This is a genomic window from Amycolatopsis sp. CFH S0740 (assembly GCF_004522315.1).
Classification (GTDB): Bacteria; Actinomycetota; Actinomycetes; order Mycobacteriales; family Pseudonocardiaceae; genus Amycolatopsis; species Amycolatopsis nivea.
On the sequence record NZ_SDLS01000014.1, the window covers coordinates 161,762 to 177,544 of the forward strand.

Consider the following 15,783-nt stretch of genomic DNA (forward strand, 5'->3'; position numbering starts at 1 on the left):
GGTCCGGACGGGGGAATGTGGCACAGTGTCACGTGTGAGTGGGATTCCTGTCGCCGACGACATCCTCGACGCCGCGGTCGCGGTCAAGCCGTTGCCGGAGGTGGCGGCCGCATTGGGCGTGTCGGCCAACAAGGTGCGCCAGATGCTGCGGGACGGCGAGCTGATCGCTGTCCGGCGCAAGGGCGAACTCTGCGTGCCCGGCGATTTCTTCGTGAAGGACGGCATCGTCAAGGGGCTGGGCGGCACGATCACCGTGCTCGCCGACTCCGGGTTCAGCCGCACCGAGATGCTGCGCTGGCTCTTCACCGCCGACGACACGCTCCCGGGCAGCACGCCGATCAACGCGCTGCGCACCAGCCACGGCACCGAGGTGAAGCGGCGCGCGCAGGCGATGGCGTTCTAGCCCCGTCCCGCATTGCTCCGACCGCGTCTTCCCGTTCGTGAGGGCCACCCTGAGGGAATCTGATTCCCTCAGGGTTCCCCTCACGAACGTCCACCGCGCGGATCGCGCCGGCCGCCGCATTGCTCCGGTCGGGCTGACAACAATTGCCCTTCCGGACAGAACCCGCGTTTTTCGTTGACGCGGTCAATTGGTCTGGTCCATCGTCGGAAACCGTCCTGAAAATCCTGCTCGGCCGCATGCTGGAGAGGAGCATCGGGCATGGGAGGACGGGTTTCCGGAAGACGCTGCGCGCTCGCGTCGGCAGTGCTGGTGCTGGGCGGTTCCGCTTTGCCGGCACCGCCTGCGGCCGCTGAGACCGCGCCCTTCGCGGCGGCGCCGCAAGCGCGGGAAGTGACGCTGGTGACGGGGGACCGGGTCACGGTTTTCCCGGGACCGAACGGCGGTACGAATTACGCCCTTTCGTCGCCGCCGCGCACCACTTTTCAGTCGTATCAAGCCGACGGCGGCGACCGTTACGTCATTCCGAGCGACGCCGTTCCGTTTCTCGGAAAGCTGGACAAATCGCTGTTCGACGTCACCGCGCTCGCGCGGATGCAGCCCGGGAACACCCCGCTGGAGATCACTTTCCCGGCGGGCGCGGCCCCGGCGGCACTGCCCGGCATCACGCTCGCCTCGGCCGCCGGGAACACGGCGACCGGCACCCTCGTTTCCGCCACCGAATTCACCGCTGACCTGCACCGACGTCTCGCCGAAGACGCGTCCGCCGGCCGTCCGGCAGGCAGCAGCGCGCTGCCCGCGACGATCCGGCTGGCCGGTGCGCCTCGCGAACAGCAGCCGCGCTACCCGATGAAGATCCTCGAACTCCGCCTCGCCGATCTGCAGGGCCGCTCGGTCAACGGAATGGTGTCGCTGATCAACACCGATTCCTCGGCCAAGCTGCTGCGGCACGTCGACGTCGACGGCGTCACCCGGATCGCGGTCCCCGAGGGCCATTACGCCGCGTCCGCGACCTTCTCCGACTTCGACAGCTCCGGCAGCGTGACTGCGACGCGGACCTCGTGGGTCGAGGGCTTCGTCGTCGGCGACTCGCCGGACGTGCAGGTCCTGACCGTCGAGGAGAAGTACGCGACCGCCGAGGTCAAGGTGGCCGCGCCGAAGTCGACGACGCAGGACCTGCTCACCACCAACTTCTTCCGCGAGGACCCGACCGGCCGCGGATTCGCCGTCGGCATCGCGGGCGGCAAGACCAAGCAGTACGTGCGGCCGGTGCCGAAGCCGGATCAGGGCTTGCTGCACTACGTCGTGCAATGGGGCGGCAAAGCACCCAAGCCCGAAGACCGGTATCGGGTGGATCTTTCCTTCGCCACCGAGGGCATCTCCGAGAACCAGTCGTTCTCCACAAAGGACAGTGAACTCGCGACGGTCCGCGACCGGATGTACGCCGATCCTGCGGACAAGATGCCGGTCGCGATCGACAGCGGTCCGGTCGACCCGGTGATCCGGCGGCACGGCCTCGGCGCGAGCGGCTTCTTCATCCCCGCTCCCGGGGTGCTGACCGACTACCTCGGCACCACGCACACGAGGGAATGGGTGCAGTACGAGCAAAAAGGCTCGTCGTACCAGCTGATGACCGCCGATCCGCACCCCTATCGGCCGGGCAGCACCACGACCGTCGACTGGTCCCGCGGTCCGCTCTCCGCCGGTCTCGGCCAGTGGCAGCGGGACCGGCTCTGCGAGGCCTGCTACTCCGGCGGCACCGTTTCGGTCGCGATTCCGGCATTGCGCGACAGCGTGCCGGACCACACCGCGGTTCCGTTGTTCTACGCCCCGCGGCTGCATTTCTCCCTGTACCGCGACGATCAGCAGCTCTTCGACCAGGACGGCACCTACGGCGTGTCGGTCGAGGTGCCGAAGACGCCCGCGACCTTCCGCGGCGTACTGGACGTCGACCGGACCGCTATTCCGGGCGTCAGCCAAGCCGGAAAGCTGCGCACCGAACTGACCCTGCGATACGACCCGGCAGCGGGCACCGCGCTGCCGTCCCCGCATCGCTGCCGGGCCAGCGACCCGACGCAGCCGTGCCGGATCCTCGGTGCGCTGACCGTCGACTACCGGTTGGATTCCGATCTCTCCACGACGTCGTCCTCGTCGGTGCAGATGCTGGAACTGCACGTCGGCCACGCGGCGTACAGCGGTGCCGGTTCGCATTCGCCGATCACCTCGGCGACGGTTTCGGTATCCGTCGACAACGGCGCCACCTGGCAGCCCGCGCAGGTCTTCGGACTGTTCGGCGAATACGTGGCGGTCTGGCGGAACCCACCGGCCGGGACTTCGCCCTCGCTGAAGGTGACCGCGCAGGACCTGGCGGGCAACGCGATCACCCAAACGATCAGCAACGCCTACACCGTCGGGAAGGTCCAGCGATGAAACGCATCCTGGCTGTGCTGATTCTCCTCGGCGCGTTCATCCCGTCCGTCGCGTCCGCCGCCCCACGAGACATCTGTGGTCCCGCCGCGCCGGGATTCGCCCGCTGTTACGCCAAAGTGGACAGTCGGACTGCCTTGCGCGCCACCGGCTACAGCCCCGCTGACCTGCGTTCCGCATACCGCCTGCCCGACACCGGCGGCGCTTCCGAAACGATCGCCATCGTCGACGCTGGCGACGCCCCGACCGCCGAAGCAGACCTGGCGGTATATCGACAAACCTACGGCCTCCCGCTCTGTACCACCGCGAATGGCTGCTTCCGCAAAGTCAACCAGCACGGCGATGCCACGCCCCTCCCGCCGCGGCAAGGCGACTGGCCGGTGGAGACCGCGCTGGACCTGGACATGGCTTCCGCCGCCTGCGCCCAGTGCAAAATCCTGCTGGTAGAAGGAGACGACGCGTCCTTCGATGCACTCGGCGCCTCCGTGGACACCGCCGTGAAACTCGGCGCGACGATCGTGTCGAACAGTTACGGCGCGCCCGAAAGCCACTGGTCCGGCGATTTCGCTGCGCACTATCAGCATCCCGGCGTCGCGATCGTCGCGTCGAGCGGTGACGGCGGATTCGCCGCACCCAACGCGCCCGCGGTGTACTCGAGTGTCGTCGCGGTCGGCGGCACGTCACTGTCCAAAGCGGACAACGCACGCGGCTGGACCGAATCGGTGTGGATCGGCGCGTCGAGCGGATGTTCGGCCTGGGTGGCGAAACCGTCGTGGCAGAAGGATCCGAACTGTCCCGGCCGGACCGTCGCCGACGTCGCCGCGGTAGCCGATCCCGCCACCGGGCCCGCCGTTTACGAGACCACAGTCCTGTCCGGCTGGAGTGTGGTCGGCGGGACCAGCGCGTCGGCGCCGTTCATCGCCGGAGTCATCGCGCTGGCCGGGCACCACGACCAGTATCCGGACGCTTCGCGGCTGTATTCGGGGAAGCTCAACGATGTCGTCAGCGGAAACAACGTCGGCTTCGAGGAATGCGGTGACTACCTGTGCACCGGCGTCCCGGGATACGACGGACCGACCGGCAACGGAACTCCTAACGGACTAGCTGCTTTCTGACCGTCCACAACGGATGCGCGACCGCCGCGACCACCTGCATCCCCGCCGCCGCGGCCAATCCGGCGGCGGGGGAGCAGGCAGCCAACGGCCCGGCCACCGCGTTCCCTAGCGCAATTCCGGCGATCTTGATACTCGCCGCGGTGGTGAACACCTGCGCCCGCATTTCCGGCGGCGCTTCCCGATGCCGCACCGCGAACAACGACGCCAGCTGCGGTCCTTCGCCAACCCCGGTGAGCGCCACCGCAGCCACCAGCAGCACTGCGTTCGGCGCCACCGCCGCCCCCGCGAGCCCGATCCCGATTGCGATGGTGCTCAGTTGCACCGCACGGTCCGGAGAATACGACCGTCGCGAAAGGACCGCGTTCGCCAGCAACGACGCGACTGACAACCCGACGAGCAGCAACGTCCCGTATCCCGCGCTGCCGAGCCGCTGCGCGCCGACCAGCGGATAGCAGACGAACGCCATCCCGATCCCGACACACGACAACGTCGAGGTCGCGGTCGACTGCCGCAACGCGGGATTGCGCACGAGAACCGTGGCCGCGGCAAAGAATCGCGACGGCTGCTTGGCGGTACTCCCGGGCAGCCGCCACGCGAACGGCACCGCAACCAGCATCAACCCGCCCGCGAGGACCACTGCGACCGGCGCCCCCGCAGTCGCGGCGAGCACTCCGGCCAGCCCCGGCCCGACGAGCGCTGCCGCAGTGAACGTCATCGCGTCAAGCGTGCTCGCCTTGCCGAGCTTCTCCGTCGATACGAGCGCGGGCACCTGCGCCGTCCACCCGCCACCGATCGCCGGTGCCAGCAACCCGGTCACCACCGCAATCGCCACCACCAGCACAAACGGCACCGCCCCGAAAAGTGCCGTAATCGCCGCCAGCCCCACCGCATACCCGACCAATCCAACCGCCAGGATCCGGCCCGGCGTACGCGACCGGTCCAGAACTGCACCCAGCAACGGCCCGCCCACCGCCGCCGCGATCGTGAGCCCGGCCAGCAACGTCGATCCCGCGACGGCTCCCGAAGCACCCACGCCCAGCAGCAACACCGCCGGGCCGGACAGCTCGTCCCCAGTGCGCGCGGCAGTGGCCCCGGTGAGATACGCCGCGAATCTGTAACGGCTTGTCACCATCAAGATGTTACAGTGAGGCATGCCTGGAACGCAGCCGGATTTCGCGGGCCGCTCCGCCCGGGACGCGGTCCGTCGTGCTGTAGCGCTGCTCGATGTGCTGCTGGCGGAGGATCCTGCGCCGGAATCGGTGGTCGCAGTGTTGGTCGAGCACGGAGAACCGCAACTGCAACTTTCCGCGCGCGAAGTGGCCGAGCTACGCGCCGCCGCACTGGAACTGCGGGAGGTGTTCGCCGCACCAGACGCCGCTTCGGCCGCCGAGGTGCTGAACGCGCTGTTCACCGCCTACGCCGGACCCCCGCGCCTGACCGCACACGACGACAACTTCGGCTGGCACCTCCATGTCGACGCATCCGACGACGGCCCGTGGGGCGCCTGGCTGATCACGTCCTCCGCGCTGGCCTTGGCCACCTTGCTAGCCGACCGCCAAAGCGCCCCCGGCGGCCTGTGCGCGTCGCCGTCGTGCGGAAAACCCTTCGCCCACCTAGGCGGTGGCAGTCCACGCCGGTACTGCTCTTCCCGTTGCGCCACAAGGGAACGCGTCGCCGCCCACCGCGCCCGGCTAACCTGACGCTCATGGAGATCCTGTCCCTGGCGGACTTCACGACCTTCGTCCGAGCCAACCCGCTAGGCGTCGTCGCGACCACCGCCGCGAACGGCCACCCCGAAGCGGCCCTGGTCAGCTTCGCCGTCACCCCGGACGGCTCGCTGCTGTTCAACACCCACCGCACCGCCCGAAAAGTGGCCAACCTCCGCGCCAACCCGCGCACCGCCGCGGTCATCGGCTGCACGGACACGGTCTCTGTCCAGGTCGAAGGCGAGGCGGTTATCGAATCCGGCGCTTCCCGTCGCGACGCCGGCGAGATGTACCTGGAACAGTTCCCTGGCTCCCGCGCCCTCGACGATTCATTCGCCCTCATCCGCCTGACCCCGGATTGGCTGCGCTCCTACGACGCCAGCACCGAACCGGCCCAAGTCAGCGAAGGCGCCCCGGCCTGGCACTGAGCGCACGCTGCACCAGCGCAGGCACCGCGACCGCGACCCGTCGCCCCTTGCCCACCACCGCGCGTCGGTTCAGCACGGCGTAGTCCATGGCTTCGATCTCGTCCAGAATGCCTTCGTACAAGGTGATCGACGTCCGCACGCACGGCCGAGACTCCGGCCGCAGCAACGAAATCCCTGCCTCCGCCCGCCGATAAACCGCCCGCGTCCGGGAAACCGCCACCGCGAGCGCGGCCCGCACCCGTGGATCGGCTCGGCCTTGGCGACGCGCGACGACCAGCCTCTCCCGGTCCACCCCGAACGCCGCCAATTCCTCGGTAGGCAGGTACAACCGCCCGCGATCGAGGTCCTCGCCGACATCCCGCAGGAAATTGGTCAGCTGAAACGCTTCCCCCAACGCCGCAGCACTCGGCGCGGCTTCCTCCAGCGGCGCGACAGTCCCGAACACCGGCAGCATCTGCAGCCCGATCACGCAAGCCGAACCGTAGATGTACTCCCCGAGATCGGCGTAAGTCGCGTATTCCGCGACCGTCAGGTCCATCCGCATGGAATGCAGGAACGCATCGATGAGCGGACGACCGATGTCGTACCGGCGCACCGTATCCGCAAGGGCGGCCAGCACCGGATCGGCCGGCGCCCGCCCGTCGTAAACCTCGTCCACCAGCCCGGCGACCTTGTCCAGCGCGACCGCCGGATCGGTGCCGGGCTCGGGGTTGTCGACCAGTTCGTCGGCCATCCGCGCGAAGCCGTACAGCGCGTGCGCGGCTGGCCGGGCTCGCGCCGGAAGCAGCCGGGTGGCAAGGAAAAACGTGCGGCCGTGGTGGGCGTTGATGCGCCGGCACGTCGTGTAGGCAGCACGCAGCGCGGGCTCGGCGATACCGGCCGCGTCGAGCTCGCTCACCGGCCGGTGATCCTTTGCGCGGCGAGCCGTCCGGAGATCAGCACCGGCGGAATGCCGACCCCCGGCGTCGTCCCGCACCCGGCGAGCACCACGTTTTCCGCCGCCCGCACCAGGTTCGCGGGCCGGAACGGACCAGTCTGGCGGAAGGTGTGCGCGAGCGAGAACGGCGTCCCGGCGGCCAACCCGCGCGCCGCCCAGTCCGCCGGAGTCAGCTGTTCGTCCACAATGTACTCGTCGCGGAACCCGGTGAGCCCGCGCGCTTCCAGCGTACGCAGCAGTTCTTCGCGATAAGCCGGGCCGACGCGCGCCCAGTCGATCGGGCCGGTGTTCAGGTTCGGGGTCGGAGCGAGCACGGAGACGATTTCGCCGCCGTCGCCGGCGAGCGTCGGCTCCGTCGCGGTCGGACGCGTGACCAGCAGCGACGGATCGCTCATCAGCTTGCCCTCGCGGACGATCTCGGCAAAGGTCCGTTCCCACGCCTGGCCGAAGAAGATCGTGTGGTGGTCGAGTTCCGGCCACGAACGGTCCGCGTGCCCGTGCAGCACGAACGCGGACGGCGAGTACTTCAACGGCAGCACCCGCCGCGGACGCGCGCCAATCAGCCGGTACGCCGCCGAAAGCTCTGTCGCGAGCACTACGGCGTCACACTCAATACGCTCGCCCGAGCGCGTGCGTACAGCGCGTACGCGGGACGACACTCGCTCAAGCCACGCAGCTTCCGTACCGAACCGCAGTTCGGCACCGGCGCGCGTCGCAGCGTCAGACATCGCGCGGGCGATCGCGCCCATGCCGCCGCGCGGGTAGTACACGCCGCCGACAGTGTCCATGTATGCGATGACGCCGTACGCGCCGAGCGCACGCGTCGGATCGAGACCTGCGTACAGCGCCTGAAAGGAGAAGAGCCGCCGTACGCGCTCGTCGCGCAAGAAGCTGGAGACGCGCGGTCCTAACCGGCCGAAGCCGCCCAACGCCGCGAGCTTCACGAGTTCCGGCCGGACGAGATCGAGCGGCGAATCGAAGTTCGCGCCGATGAAGTGGTCCTTCTGCGCCGCGTACAGGTCAGTGAGCCACCGGCGCAGCCGCCGGTAACCGTCCGCCTCGGCCGGACCGGCGAACGACCGGATCTCGGCCTCCATCGCCTCGCCGTCGGTGTGCACGGCGAGCGTGCTGCCGTCCGCGAACCGAGCCCGGTACGCCGGGTCGAGCCTGGTCAGCGGCACCGTGTCGGCCAACGATTCGCCGACCGCGTGCAGTGCTTCGTCCACCAGTTCCGGCATGGTGAGCACGCTGGCCCCGGTGTCGACCGCGTTCGCGCCGAAGTCCTGCTGACCGGCCCGTCCGCCGGGCATCTTCTGCTGCTCCAGCAGCGTCACCCGCCGTCCCGCGCCGAGCAGGTGCAGCGTCGCCGAGAGCCCGGCCAGCCCGGCGCCGACGACCACGACGTGGTCGGCGGGCCCGTTCACCGTGCGCATCAGAACTTCCGCTGGGTAGCCAGACGGATCAGCTCGGCGAGCGCCGACGGAGCGGGCTCGGCCAGGTGCGCGCGGTCGAGCGCGGCGTTCGCGGACGCGGTCAGCTCGTCGATCTGACGCTCCACCGCGGCGACCGCGCCGACCGAGGTCAGCGCCTCGCGCACCTGGTCCACGGTGCCGCTGGTCAGGTCGGCGGCCCCGATCGCGCCGGCGATCGCCTTGGCCGCGGCGTGGTCGCCCTTCTCCGCGGCGAGCTGCAGACCGAGCGCCACGAGCAGGGTGCGCTTGCCCTCGCGCAGGTCGTCCCCGGCGGGCTTGCCGGTGACCGACGGGTCGCCGAACACGCCGAGCAGGTCGTCGCGCAGCTGGAACGCCACGCCGACGTCGCCGCCGAACTCCAGCAGCGTGGAAATCAGCCGGTCGTCCGCCCCGGCGAGCGAGGCGCCGAGGTGCAGCGGCCGCTGGACGGTGTACGCGGCGGTCTTGAGCCGGTCGATCCGCAGCGCGGCCTCGGGCGAAGCGTCGCCGACCGCCTGTGTGCGGACGTCGAGGTACTGCCCGGCGAGCACCTCGGTGCGCATCGCGCGCCAGGCCGGGCGGGCCGCCGCGATCGTCTCCGCGGGCAGCGGGGCGTCGGCGAACATGTCGTCGGCCCAGGCCAGCGCCAGGTCTCCCACCAGCACCGCGCTGGCCAGCCCGAACACCGACGGAGTGCCGAGCCAGCCGCGGTCGGCGTGCAGTTTCTCGGCGGCCACGTGCACGGTGGGCTTGCCGCGGCGCGAGTCGGAGGAGTCGATGAGGTCGTCGTGGATCAGCGCGCACGCCTGGATCAGCTCCAGGCTCGCGACCGCCTGCAGCGTGCCCTCGGCGAGCGGACCGGACGCCGCGCCGCCCGCGCCGCGCCAGCCCCACCAGGCGAACGTCGGCCGGATCCGCTTGCCGCCGCCCAGCACGAAACCGGACAGCGCCTCGATCCCGGCCGCGACGCTCGGCTCGGTGCGCAGGATCTCGCTCCCCGCCCGGCCGAGGAAATCGGCCAGCGCACGCTCCACGTGCGCGGGGAGGTCGGCGTCGAATCCGGGCGCGTCCATGCCCTCATCCTCCGGGACGAGGGCGGCCGGGGTCACGCCGGGCGCCCCCGGATGTGGCGCACCAGACGCGGTCAGCCGCTCCGGAACGCGTCAGGACGGCCGCTCGCCGCGAAGTACTCCGCCGCCTCGGCCGGTCCGCGCGGCCGGTAGCCGGGTTCGAGGCAGCCCTCGTACCAGTCCTTCGCGAGGTGCCACAGCGCGTCGAGCCCGAGCAGCTCGCCCGGACTGTCCACACAGGATTCGGCGCAGTACAGCCGCTGCTTCGCCCGGTCGCCCGCGAGCTGGTCGGGCGGGGCCGGGAAGTACGCGACCTGCGCGCCGCCCGGCGGCCGGTCCCGCCGCACGACCAGCGCGGACGGCTCGCCGCAGCCGGGACAGCGCGTCGCCACCAGCACCTCGGGCTCGCCGGACACGAGGTGCGGGATCGCGAACGAATCCCAGGCGCACCCGCCCCACCACATGGTGTGCTCGCCCATCACCGCGAACCCGAGCGGGACCGCCGCGAACGGCGCGGCCAGCGCCACGTGCTCGCATTCGTCGAGCCACAGCCATCTCGGGTCGGCCATCCGGTGCAGGGCCTGTTTCGCCACCGCGAGCGACCCGTGCGCGGCGTCCGCCAGCTCGGGCGCGGTGGGCGGGCGGCCGCGGGTGGAGAACGCGCGGTAGACCGCCACGCGCACGTCGTCGTCCCAGGCCAGGTCGTCTTCACTGCTCATGGCTCGCCTCCCCGCAGGGTTCGCCCCTGACGGTACGCGCCGTGGCCAAGCCCACCCGTCAACTCTGCCGCGGGCCGAAGCGAGCCACTACCATTTCCCTCCATGACGTCGGTGATCGAAAGGCTGCGGGGGGACGGGCCCGCGTTCTCCGTCGAGTTCTTCCCGCCCCGCGACGAGGCCGACGAGGCCGTCCTGTGGAAGGCCATCCGCGAGCTGGAACCGCTGGACCCGGCGTACATGTCGATCACCTACGGCGCGGGCGGTTCGAGCCGTGACGGCACCATCCGCAGCATCGCCCGCGTCGCCACCGAAACCACGCTCTGCCCGATGGCCCACCTCACGGCGGTCGACCATTCGGTGTCCGAACTGCGGAACGTGATCGGCTGGTACGCGGCGGTCGGCGTGCGCAACATCCTCGCGCTGCGCGGCGACCCGCCCGGCGACGTCTACGGCGACTGGGTGCCGCACCCCGAGGGCCTCACCTACGCCGAGGAACTGGTCGAGCTGGTCCGCTCGCTCGGCGACTTCTGCGTCGGCGTCTCGGCCTTCCCGTACGGCCACCCGCGTTCGGCGGACCTGGAATCGGACACGAAGCATCTGGTCCGCAAGTTCCGCGCGGGAGCCGATTTCGCGATCGCGCAGCTGTTTTTCGAGGCAGAGGACTTCCTGCGACTGCGCGACCGGGTCGCCGCCGCGGGCTGCGACGCGCTCGTGCTGCCGGGCATCATGCCGCTGACCACCCTGCGCACGCTGCACACCACGATCAAGCTCTCCGGCGCTCCCGCGTCGCAGCGCCTGCTGGACCGGCTCGAACCGTTCTCCGACGACCCCAAGGCGTTCCGCGCGGCCGGTCTGGACTGGGTCACCGAACTGTGCGAGAAACTGATCGCCGAAGGCGTGCCCGACCTGCACTTCTACACCTTCAACCGGTCCAAGGCGACGCGCGAGGTCGTCACCCGGCTCGGACTGGTGCCCGCCCGCGCGTAACTCCGTGGGCTGGGGGCGCCTCCGGCCGGTAGCGTGCCGGACATGGCTTCCACCGAACAGAGCGTTCCGGAGATCTGCGACCGGTACGTCGACGATTACGTGGCCGTGGACCCGGTCGCGGCCACCATGCTCGGCGTCGCGGGCTACGACGACCAGCTGACCGACTATTCGCCCGCGGGCCACGACGCCCGCGCGGACCTGGCGCGGCGCGCGCTGGCCGCGGTGAACGCCGCGGAACCGGCGGACGCGGGGGAGCGGGTCGCGAAGGCCGTGTTCACCGAGCGGATCGGCCTCGAGCTGGAGATCCACGACGCGGGTCTCGACGCGGCCTCGCTCAACGTGATCGAGAGCCCGGTGCAGGGCCTGCGGATGGTCTTCGACCTGATGCCGACCGACACCCCGGACGACTGGGCGAACGTCGCGGCCCGGCTGCCGAAGGTGCCCGAGGCGCTGGCCGGGGTCCGCGCGGCGCTGCTGGCCTCGGCCGACAAGGGGCGGGTTTCCGCGCTGCGGCAGGTCTCGAAGGTCGCCGAGCAGTGCGAGACGTGGGCCGGGCTCAAGGACGGCCCCGGTTTCTTCGCCAGCATGGTCGCCGACGCGGGCGTCGATTCCCTGAAGTCCGACCTGGCCGCGGGCGCGCGGGCCGCGGACGAGGCGTTCGCGGAGTTCGCCGGATTCCTGCGCGCCGAACTGGCCCCGAAGGCCCCGGTCAAGGACGCCGTCGGCGAGGACACCTACCGGCTGTGGTCGCGCTACTTCATCGGCGCGGAGCTGGACCTGCGCGAGGCCTACGAGTGGGGCTGGCACGAATTCTCGCGGCTGGAAACGGAAATGCGCGCGGTCGCGAACCGCATCAAGCCCGGCTCGACGCCCGCGGAAGCCGCGGCGGTGCTCGACGCCGACGCGCGCTACCGCATCCAGGGCCGCCCGCAGTTCGAGGCGTGGATGCAGCAGCTGTCCGACGACGCGCTGAAGTCGTTGCGCGGCAAGCACTTCGACATCCCGGACCGGCTGATGGCGCTGGAGTGCAAGATCGCCCCGCCCGGCGGCGGCGTCGGCGCGTACTACACCGGGCCGAGCGAGGACTTCAGCCGTCCCGGCCGGATGTGGTGGTCGCTTCCCGCCGACCGCAACGACTTCACGACCTGGCGCGAGGTGTCGACGGTCTACCACGAGGGCGTCCCCGGGCACCACCTGCAGATCGCGACGGCGGTCAACCAGGCCGAGACGCTCACGAAGTACCAGCGGCTGATGACGTTCATCTCGGCGCACGGCGAGGGCTGGGCGCTGTACGCGGAACGCCTCATGGAGGAACTGGGCTACCTCTCCGACGACGGCAACCTGCTCGGCATGCTGTCCGAGCAGCTGTTCCGCGCCGCCCGCGTCGTGGTCGACCTCGGCATGCACCTGGAGCTGGAAATCCCGGCGGGCACCGGATTCCACGAGGGCTCGCGCTGGACGCCGGACCTGGGCCTGGAGTTCATGCTCACCCGCACGATCACCGACCAGGCGCACATCCGCGACGAGATCGACCGCTACCTCGGCTGGCCGGGCCAGGCCCCCTCGTACAAGCTCGGCGAACGCCTGTGGCTCGCCGCGCGCGACGACGCCCGGGCGCGGCAGGGTTCGGCGTTCGACATCAAGCAGTTCCACACCAAGGCCCTGCAGATGGGCGGCATGGGACTGGACACCCTGCGCGAGCAGCTGGCGCAGCTGGACTGAGACTGCTTTCCCGGGCCGGTGTTTCCCGCACCGGCCCGGGTGTCTTTCCCGCATGGTTACCGCTCAGCTCATCGAAACGGCCCGGCTGGACCTGCTGCCGCTGTCCGTCTCGCACGCCGAGGAGATGGCCGTCGTGCTGTCGGATCCGGCCCTGCACACCTACATCGGCGGCGCTCCGGATTCCTTGGCCGCCCTCCGCTCGCGCTACCAGCGGATGACCGCGGGCTCGCCCGATCCGGCGGTGTCCTGGCTGAACTGGGTGATCCGGCCGCGCGATTCCGGCCTGGCGGGCACTGTCCAGGCGACGGTCAGCGGCTCGGTCGCCGAAATCGCCTGGGTGGTCGGCACTCCGTGGCAGGGCCGGGGCATCGCCACCGAAGCCGCGCGCGGGCTTGTCGCGTGGCTCGACCGGCAGCCGGTGGACGCGATCGTCGCCCACATCCACCCGGAGAACCGGGCCTCCGCCGCGGTCGCCGCCGCCGTCGGGCTCACGGCCACCGACGAGCGGCAGGACGGCGAGATCCGCTGGCGTCGCACGCCACAAACCCGTTGATCGGCTCCCCGGCCTCTGGTTAAGCTCCCGCCCGTGCAGTGGCTCCTCGTCGTCATCCCACCACCAGCCTCCTGAGCGGGGCAGTTTTCGCCGCGTGCGCCCGAACCGGGCCCGCGGCCACCGGATGATGTCCTGAACCGGCCGGCACACGCTGCCCCGCGTCGTCGATTTCCGATTCCTTCGACGCAGGAGCCCACTTCCGAATGTCTATTGCCGTACCTTCGCGCGCCCGCTCGTCGGCCGCCCTAGTCGTCGCCGGCGTGCTCTGGGGAACCGGCGGCCTGTCCGGGTCGCTTCTCGGCCAGCAAGCCGGCCTGCACCCGCTTGCCGTCGCCGCCTACCGCCTGCTCATCGGCGGCGCCGCGAGCGCCGCCTTCGTCGCTCTCACCGGCGGACTTCGCCTTCCCGCCAAGGAAACCTGGCGTCGTCTCCTCCTTGTCGGCGCCCTCTTCGCACTTTTCCAAACCAGCTACTTCGCTGCCGTCGCGCTCAGTTCGGTCAGCGTCGCGACCATGACCACGATCGGTGCCGCACCCGTTGTGCTCACGGTGGTCTCCGCGGTACAGCACCGCCGCGCGCCGCGGTTGTGGACGCTGGTGTCCGTCGGCGGTTCCGTCGCGGGGCTGGTGCTGTTGCGGTGGTCGCCGGAGACCGCGACGTCACCCGCACGATTGGTCGGCGGCCTAGCCTTCGCGCTGCTCGCGGCGACCGGTTTCGCCGTGCTGACGCTCGTCACAGCGGAGCCCGTCGCCGGCCTGGAACCGTTGGCTACCACGGCATTTGGCTGCCTGACCGGCGGTTTGCTGCTGACCCCCGCCGCGCTGTGGTTCGGCATGAGCCTGCCCGCCCACGCCGACGTGCTGCTGCTGGCCGGGTACTTCGGCGTTGTCCCGACAGCTGTCGCGTATGCCGCGTACTTCCGCGGCCTCGGCGGTGCCCACCCAGTGCTGGGCGCGCTGTCCGCGCTGCTGGAACCGCTTACCGGGACCGTGCTTTCGGTCATTTTCCTGCACGAACGGCTGAGTGCGTTCGCGTGGGGCGGTGCGGTGCTGCTCGTCGCGGCGCTCGCGGTCGGCTACTGGCGGCCGGAGCCCCGATGACGACGCCCGCGCGCTGCTGGTTGCGCAACTTTCACGGACTGTCCGCATTCTTGGAGATTTCGCCACGAACGGGTGACGGATTCCGCTACGGTGCCGCCTATGTTCACCGAAAACCGAATATTCCGAACATCGGCGCTGGTCACGGGGGCGGCGCTGCTGGCCTTGCTCGCGGGCTGCGGCGGTGGCTCGGCCGCAGGCACCGCACCGCCTGCCAGTGCGAAACCCCCGATCACCGACCCCGCGGTCCAGGCGGCGGCCCTGCGGACCGTGGATCCGTGCGCGCTGCTGGACGCCAAGACTCTCGGCGGCCTCGGCACTCCGGACCAGTCGAGCCTTTCGTCGTCCGAATGGGGCGAGTGCAGCGTCAACGTCAAGGACTCCGGCGGCAAGACCGTCGAACTGGTGCTGCGCGTCGGCGACCAGCTGATCATGTCGAAGGACCCGGTCGAGAAGCTCGAAGGCCTGCCGCTGGTCGTCGACGACGACAAGCCCGGGTCGTGCTGGGTCTCGGTCGTGACGTCGTTCGAACAGTCGCTGGGGATCACCTTCCAGACCAAGGCCCCGGGCGGCGACGCCTGCGCGCCCGGCCGCGCGGCGCTGACGAAGGTCGTGCAGGCCCTGCACAGCGCTCCTCCGCAGTACAAGCAGGCAACCGGTTCCGTGCTGACCACCGACCCGTGCGCGGTGGCCGGCAAGCAGGCCGTGGAGACCGCGTTGGGGCAGAAGTCCTTTGTGGAGCCCAAGAGCCTGCACGAATGCGACTTCTGGTCCGGCGACGACACCCACTACCCGCAGGTCTCGGTGCACCTCTACCAGGGCCTGCCCGCCGATGCCGAGGACGGCCCGCCCGCCGACCTTGGCAACGGCGTCACGGCCATCCAGAAAAAGGACGAGGACAGCAGCGTAGTGAGCTGCGACGCGACCTGGCGCAAGATCGAAACCCCGAAGGACGACGAAGCGCACGGGTACGGCGAGATCGTCTCCGTGGAGTTCAGCGGCGAGCCCACCAGCGGACTCGACTCCGCCACCGCCTGCACGAAGGCGGTCGCCGTGGCCAAGACAGTGGCACCGTCGCTGGGCCACGCCTGATCACTCGCGAATCGCGCAGGCCTTCTGGGGGCCGGTTAACGCGGTAGGCGGGCGCGCCGTGCGCCCGGTCCGGCATCGG

The 15,783-nt window shown here is 70.4% G+C and carries 15 protein-coding genes; 10 read left to right on the top strand and 5 right to left on the bottom strand.

The features are described 5' to 3' along the window. The first annotated feature begins 34 nt into the window (after positions 1 to 34). From EIZ45_RS23975 to EIZ45_RS23985, 3 genes are all read left to right on the top strand, one after another. Positions 35 to 403, top strand: coding sequence for an Rv2175c family DNA-binding protein (locus EIZ45_RS23975; protein ID WP_037809697.1), 369 nt, complete (start codon positions 35 to 37; stop codon positions 401 to 403). A 258-nt stretch (positions 404 to 661) separates the two neighbouring features. Beyond that, complete coding sequence (locus EIZ45_RS23980; protein WP_134665859.1) at positions 662 to 2,830, top strand: hypothetical protein; 2,169 nt, start codon at positions 662 to 664, stop codon at positions 2,828 to 2,830. Continuing rightward, positions 2,827 to 3,942 (top strand): S8 family serine peptidase, encoded by a 1,116-nt coding sequence (locus EIZ45_RS23985; protein ID WP_043828974.1) that lies wholly within the window; start codon positions 2,827 to 2,829, stop codon positions 3,940 to 3,942. The genes EIZ45_RS23980 and EIZ45_RS23985 overlap by 4 nt, the downstream gene beginning before the upstream one ends. On the opposite strand, the gene EIZ45_RS23990 is transcribed toward EIZ45_RS23985, so the two are convergent. Beyond that, entirely contained in the window at positions 3,920 to 5,074 is a 1,155-nt protein-coding gene (locus EIZ45_RS23990) for an MFS transporter (RefSeq protein ID WP_043828976.1), read from the bottom strand. The two genes, EIZ45_RS23985 and EIZ45_RS23990, sit on opposite strands and share 23 nt — an antisense overlap. A gap of 19 nt (positions 5,075 to 5,093) precedes the next feature. Between EIZ45_RS23990 and EIZ45_RS23995 the strand changes: the two genes are divergently transcribed. Both EIZ45_RS23995 and EIZ45_RS24000 read left to right on the top strand, forming a co-directional pair. Then, a complete protein-coding gene (locus EIZ45_RS23995; RefSeq protein WP_043828978.1) occupies positions 5,094 to 5,642 on the top strand; it encodes a CGNR zinc finger domain-containing protein in 549 nt (182 codons plus the stop codon). 5 nt (positions 5,643 to 5,647) lie between these two features. Further along, positions 5,648 to 6,076 (top strand): pyridoxamine 5'-phosphate oxidase family protein, encoded by a 429-nt coding sequence (locus EIZ45_RS24000; protein ID WP_043828981.1) that lies wholly within the window; start codon positions 5,648 to 5,650, stop codon positions 6,074 to 6,076. Here EIZ45_RS24000 and EIZ45_RS24005 read toward each other — a convergent pair. The 4 genes from EIZ45_RS24005 to merB form a co-directional block, all read right to left on the bottom strand. Beyond that, on the bottom strand, positions 6,048 to 6,974 hold the full coding sequence (locus tag EIZ45_RS24005) for a phytoene/squalene synthase family protein (protein WP_043828984.1): 927 nt from the start codon (positions 6,972 to 6,974) through the stop codon (positions 6,048 to 6,050). The two genes, EIZ45_RS24000 and EIZ45_RS24005, sit on opposite strands and share 29 nt — an antisense overlap. Next, the gene (gene crtI, locus EIZ45_RS24010) at positions 6,971 to 8,446 is read right to left on the bottom strand and encodes a phytoene desaturase family protein (protein WP_134665861.1); all 1,476 of its coding nucleotides are present in this window, start codon (positions 8,444 to 8,446) and stop codon (positions 6,971 to 6,973) included. The genes EIZ45_RS24005 and crtI overlap by 4 nt, the downstream gene beginning before the upstream one ends. Further along, positions 8,446 to 9,537, bottom strand: coding sequence for a polyprenyl synthetase family protein (locus tag EIZ45_RS24015; protein ID WP_134665863.1), 1,092 nt, complete (start codon positions 9,535 to 9,537; stop codon positions 8,446 to 8,448). The genes crtI and EIZ45_RS24015 overlap by 1 nt, the downstream gene beginning before the upstream one ends. A 71-nt stretch (positions 9,538 to 9,608) precedes the next feature. Continuing rightward, positions 9,609 to 10,253, bottom strand: a complete 645-nt coding sequence (gene merB, locus EIZ45_RS24020) for an organomercurial lyase (RefSeq protein WP_037809711.1) — start codon at positions 10,251 to 10,253, stop codon at positions 9,609 to 9,611. 102 nt (positions 10,254 to 10,355) lie between these two features. On the opposite strand from merB, the gene EIZ45_RS24025 reads away from it, so the two are divergent. The 5 genes from EIZ45_RS24025 (at position 10,356) to EIZ45_RS24045 (ending at position 15,704) form a co-directional block, all read left to right on the top strand. After that, on the top strand, positions 10,356 to 11,240 hold the full coding sequence (locus EIZ45_RS24025) for a methylenetetrahydrofolate reductase (RefSeq protein WP_037809712.1): 885 nt from the start codon (positions 10,356 to 10,358) through the stop codon (positions 11,238 to 11,240). Positions 11,241 to 11,282: 42 nt separating this feature from the next. Then, the gene (locus EIZ45_RS24030) at positions 11,283 to 12,962 is read left to right on the top strand and encodes a DUF885 domain-containing protein (RefSeq protein WP_205670083.1); all 1,680 of its coding nucleotides are present in this window, start codon (positions 11,283 to 11,285) and stop codon (positions 12,960 to 12,962) included. 52 nt (positions 12,963 to 13,014) lie between these two features. Continuing rightward, positions 13,015 to 13,515 (top strand): GNAT family N-acetyltransferase, encoded by a 501-nt coding sequence (locus EIZ45_RS24035; RefSeq protein ID WP_134665868.1) that lies wholly within the window; start codon positions 13,015 to 13,017, stop codon positions 13,513 to 13,515. A gap of 203 nt (positions 13,516 to 13,718) precedes the next feature. Further along, the gene (locus EIZ45_RS24040) at positions 13,719 to 14,615 is read left to right on the top strand and encodes a DMT family transporter (protein ID WP_134665870.1); all 897 of its coding nucleotides are present in this window, start codon (positions 13,719 to 13,721) and stop codon (positions 14,613 to 14,615) included. 99 nt (positions 14,616 to 14,714) lie between these two features. After that, positions 14,715 to 15,704 carry a DUF3558 family protein gene (locus EIZ45_RS24045; protein WP_205670084.1) on the top strand — a complete coding sequence of 330 codons (990 nt, stop codon included), beginning with the start codon at positions 14,715 to 14,717 and terminating at the stop codon, positions 15,702 to 15,704. The last annotated feature ends 79 nt before the right edge of the window (positions 15,705 to 15,783 follow it).

Bases quoted from the DNA above. Each gene is read 5' to 3' on its own strand.
- EIZ45_RS24030 (WP_205670083.1), top strand. From the start codon at position 11,283: ATGGCTTCCACCGAACAGAGCGTTCCGGAGATCTGCGACCGGTACGTC.
- EIZ45_RS24035 (WP_134665868.1), top strand. From the start codon at position 13,015: ATGGTTACCGCTCAGCTCATCGAAACGGCCCGGCTGGACCTGCTGCCG.
- crtI (WP_134665861.1), bottom strand. From the start codon at position 8,446: ATGCGCACGGTGAACGGGCCCGCCGACCACGTCGTGGTCGTCGGCGCC.
- EIZ45_RS24040 (WP_134665870.1), top strand. From the start codon at position 13,719: ATGTCTATTGCCGTACCTTCGCGCGCCCGCTCGTCGGCCGCCCTAGTC.
- EIZ45_RS23980 (WP_134665859.1), top strand. From the start codon at position 662: ATGGGAGGACGGGTTTCCGGAAGACGCTGCGCGCTCGCGTCGGCAGTG.
- EIZ45_RS23995 (WP_043828978.1), top strand. From the start codon at position 5,094: ATGCCTGGAACGCAGCCGGATTTCGCGGGCCGCTCCGCCCGGGACGCG.
- EIZ45_RS24015 (WP_134665863.1), bottom strand. From the start codon at position 9,537: ATGGACGCGCCCGGATTCGACGCCGACCTCCCCGCGCACGTGGAGCGT.
- EIZ45_RS24000 (WP_043828981.1), top strand. From the start codon at position 5,648: ATGGAGATCCTGTCCCTGGCGGACTTCACGACCTTCGTCCGAGCCAAC.
- EIZ45_RS24045 (WP_205670084.1), top strand. From the start codon at position 14,715: ATGTTCACCGAAAACCGAATATTCCGAACATCGGCGCTGGTCACGGGG.
- EIZ45_RS23985 (WP_043828974.1), top strand. From the start codon at position 2,827: ATGAAACGCATCCTGGCTGTGCTGATTCTCCTCGGCGCGTTCATCCCG.
- EIZ45_RS24025 (WP_037809712.1), top strand. From the start codon at position 10,356: ATGACGTCGGTGATCGAAAGGCTGCGGGGGGACGGGCCCGCGTTCTCC.
- merB (WP_037809711.1), bottom strand. From the start codon at position 10,253: ATGAGCAGTGAAGACGACCTGGCCTGGGACGACGACGTGCGCGTGGCG.
- EIZ45_RS23990 (WP_043828976.1), bottom strand. From the start codon at position 5,074: ATGGTGACAAGCCGTTACAGATTCGCGGCGTATCTCACCGGGGCCACT.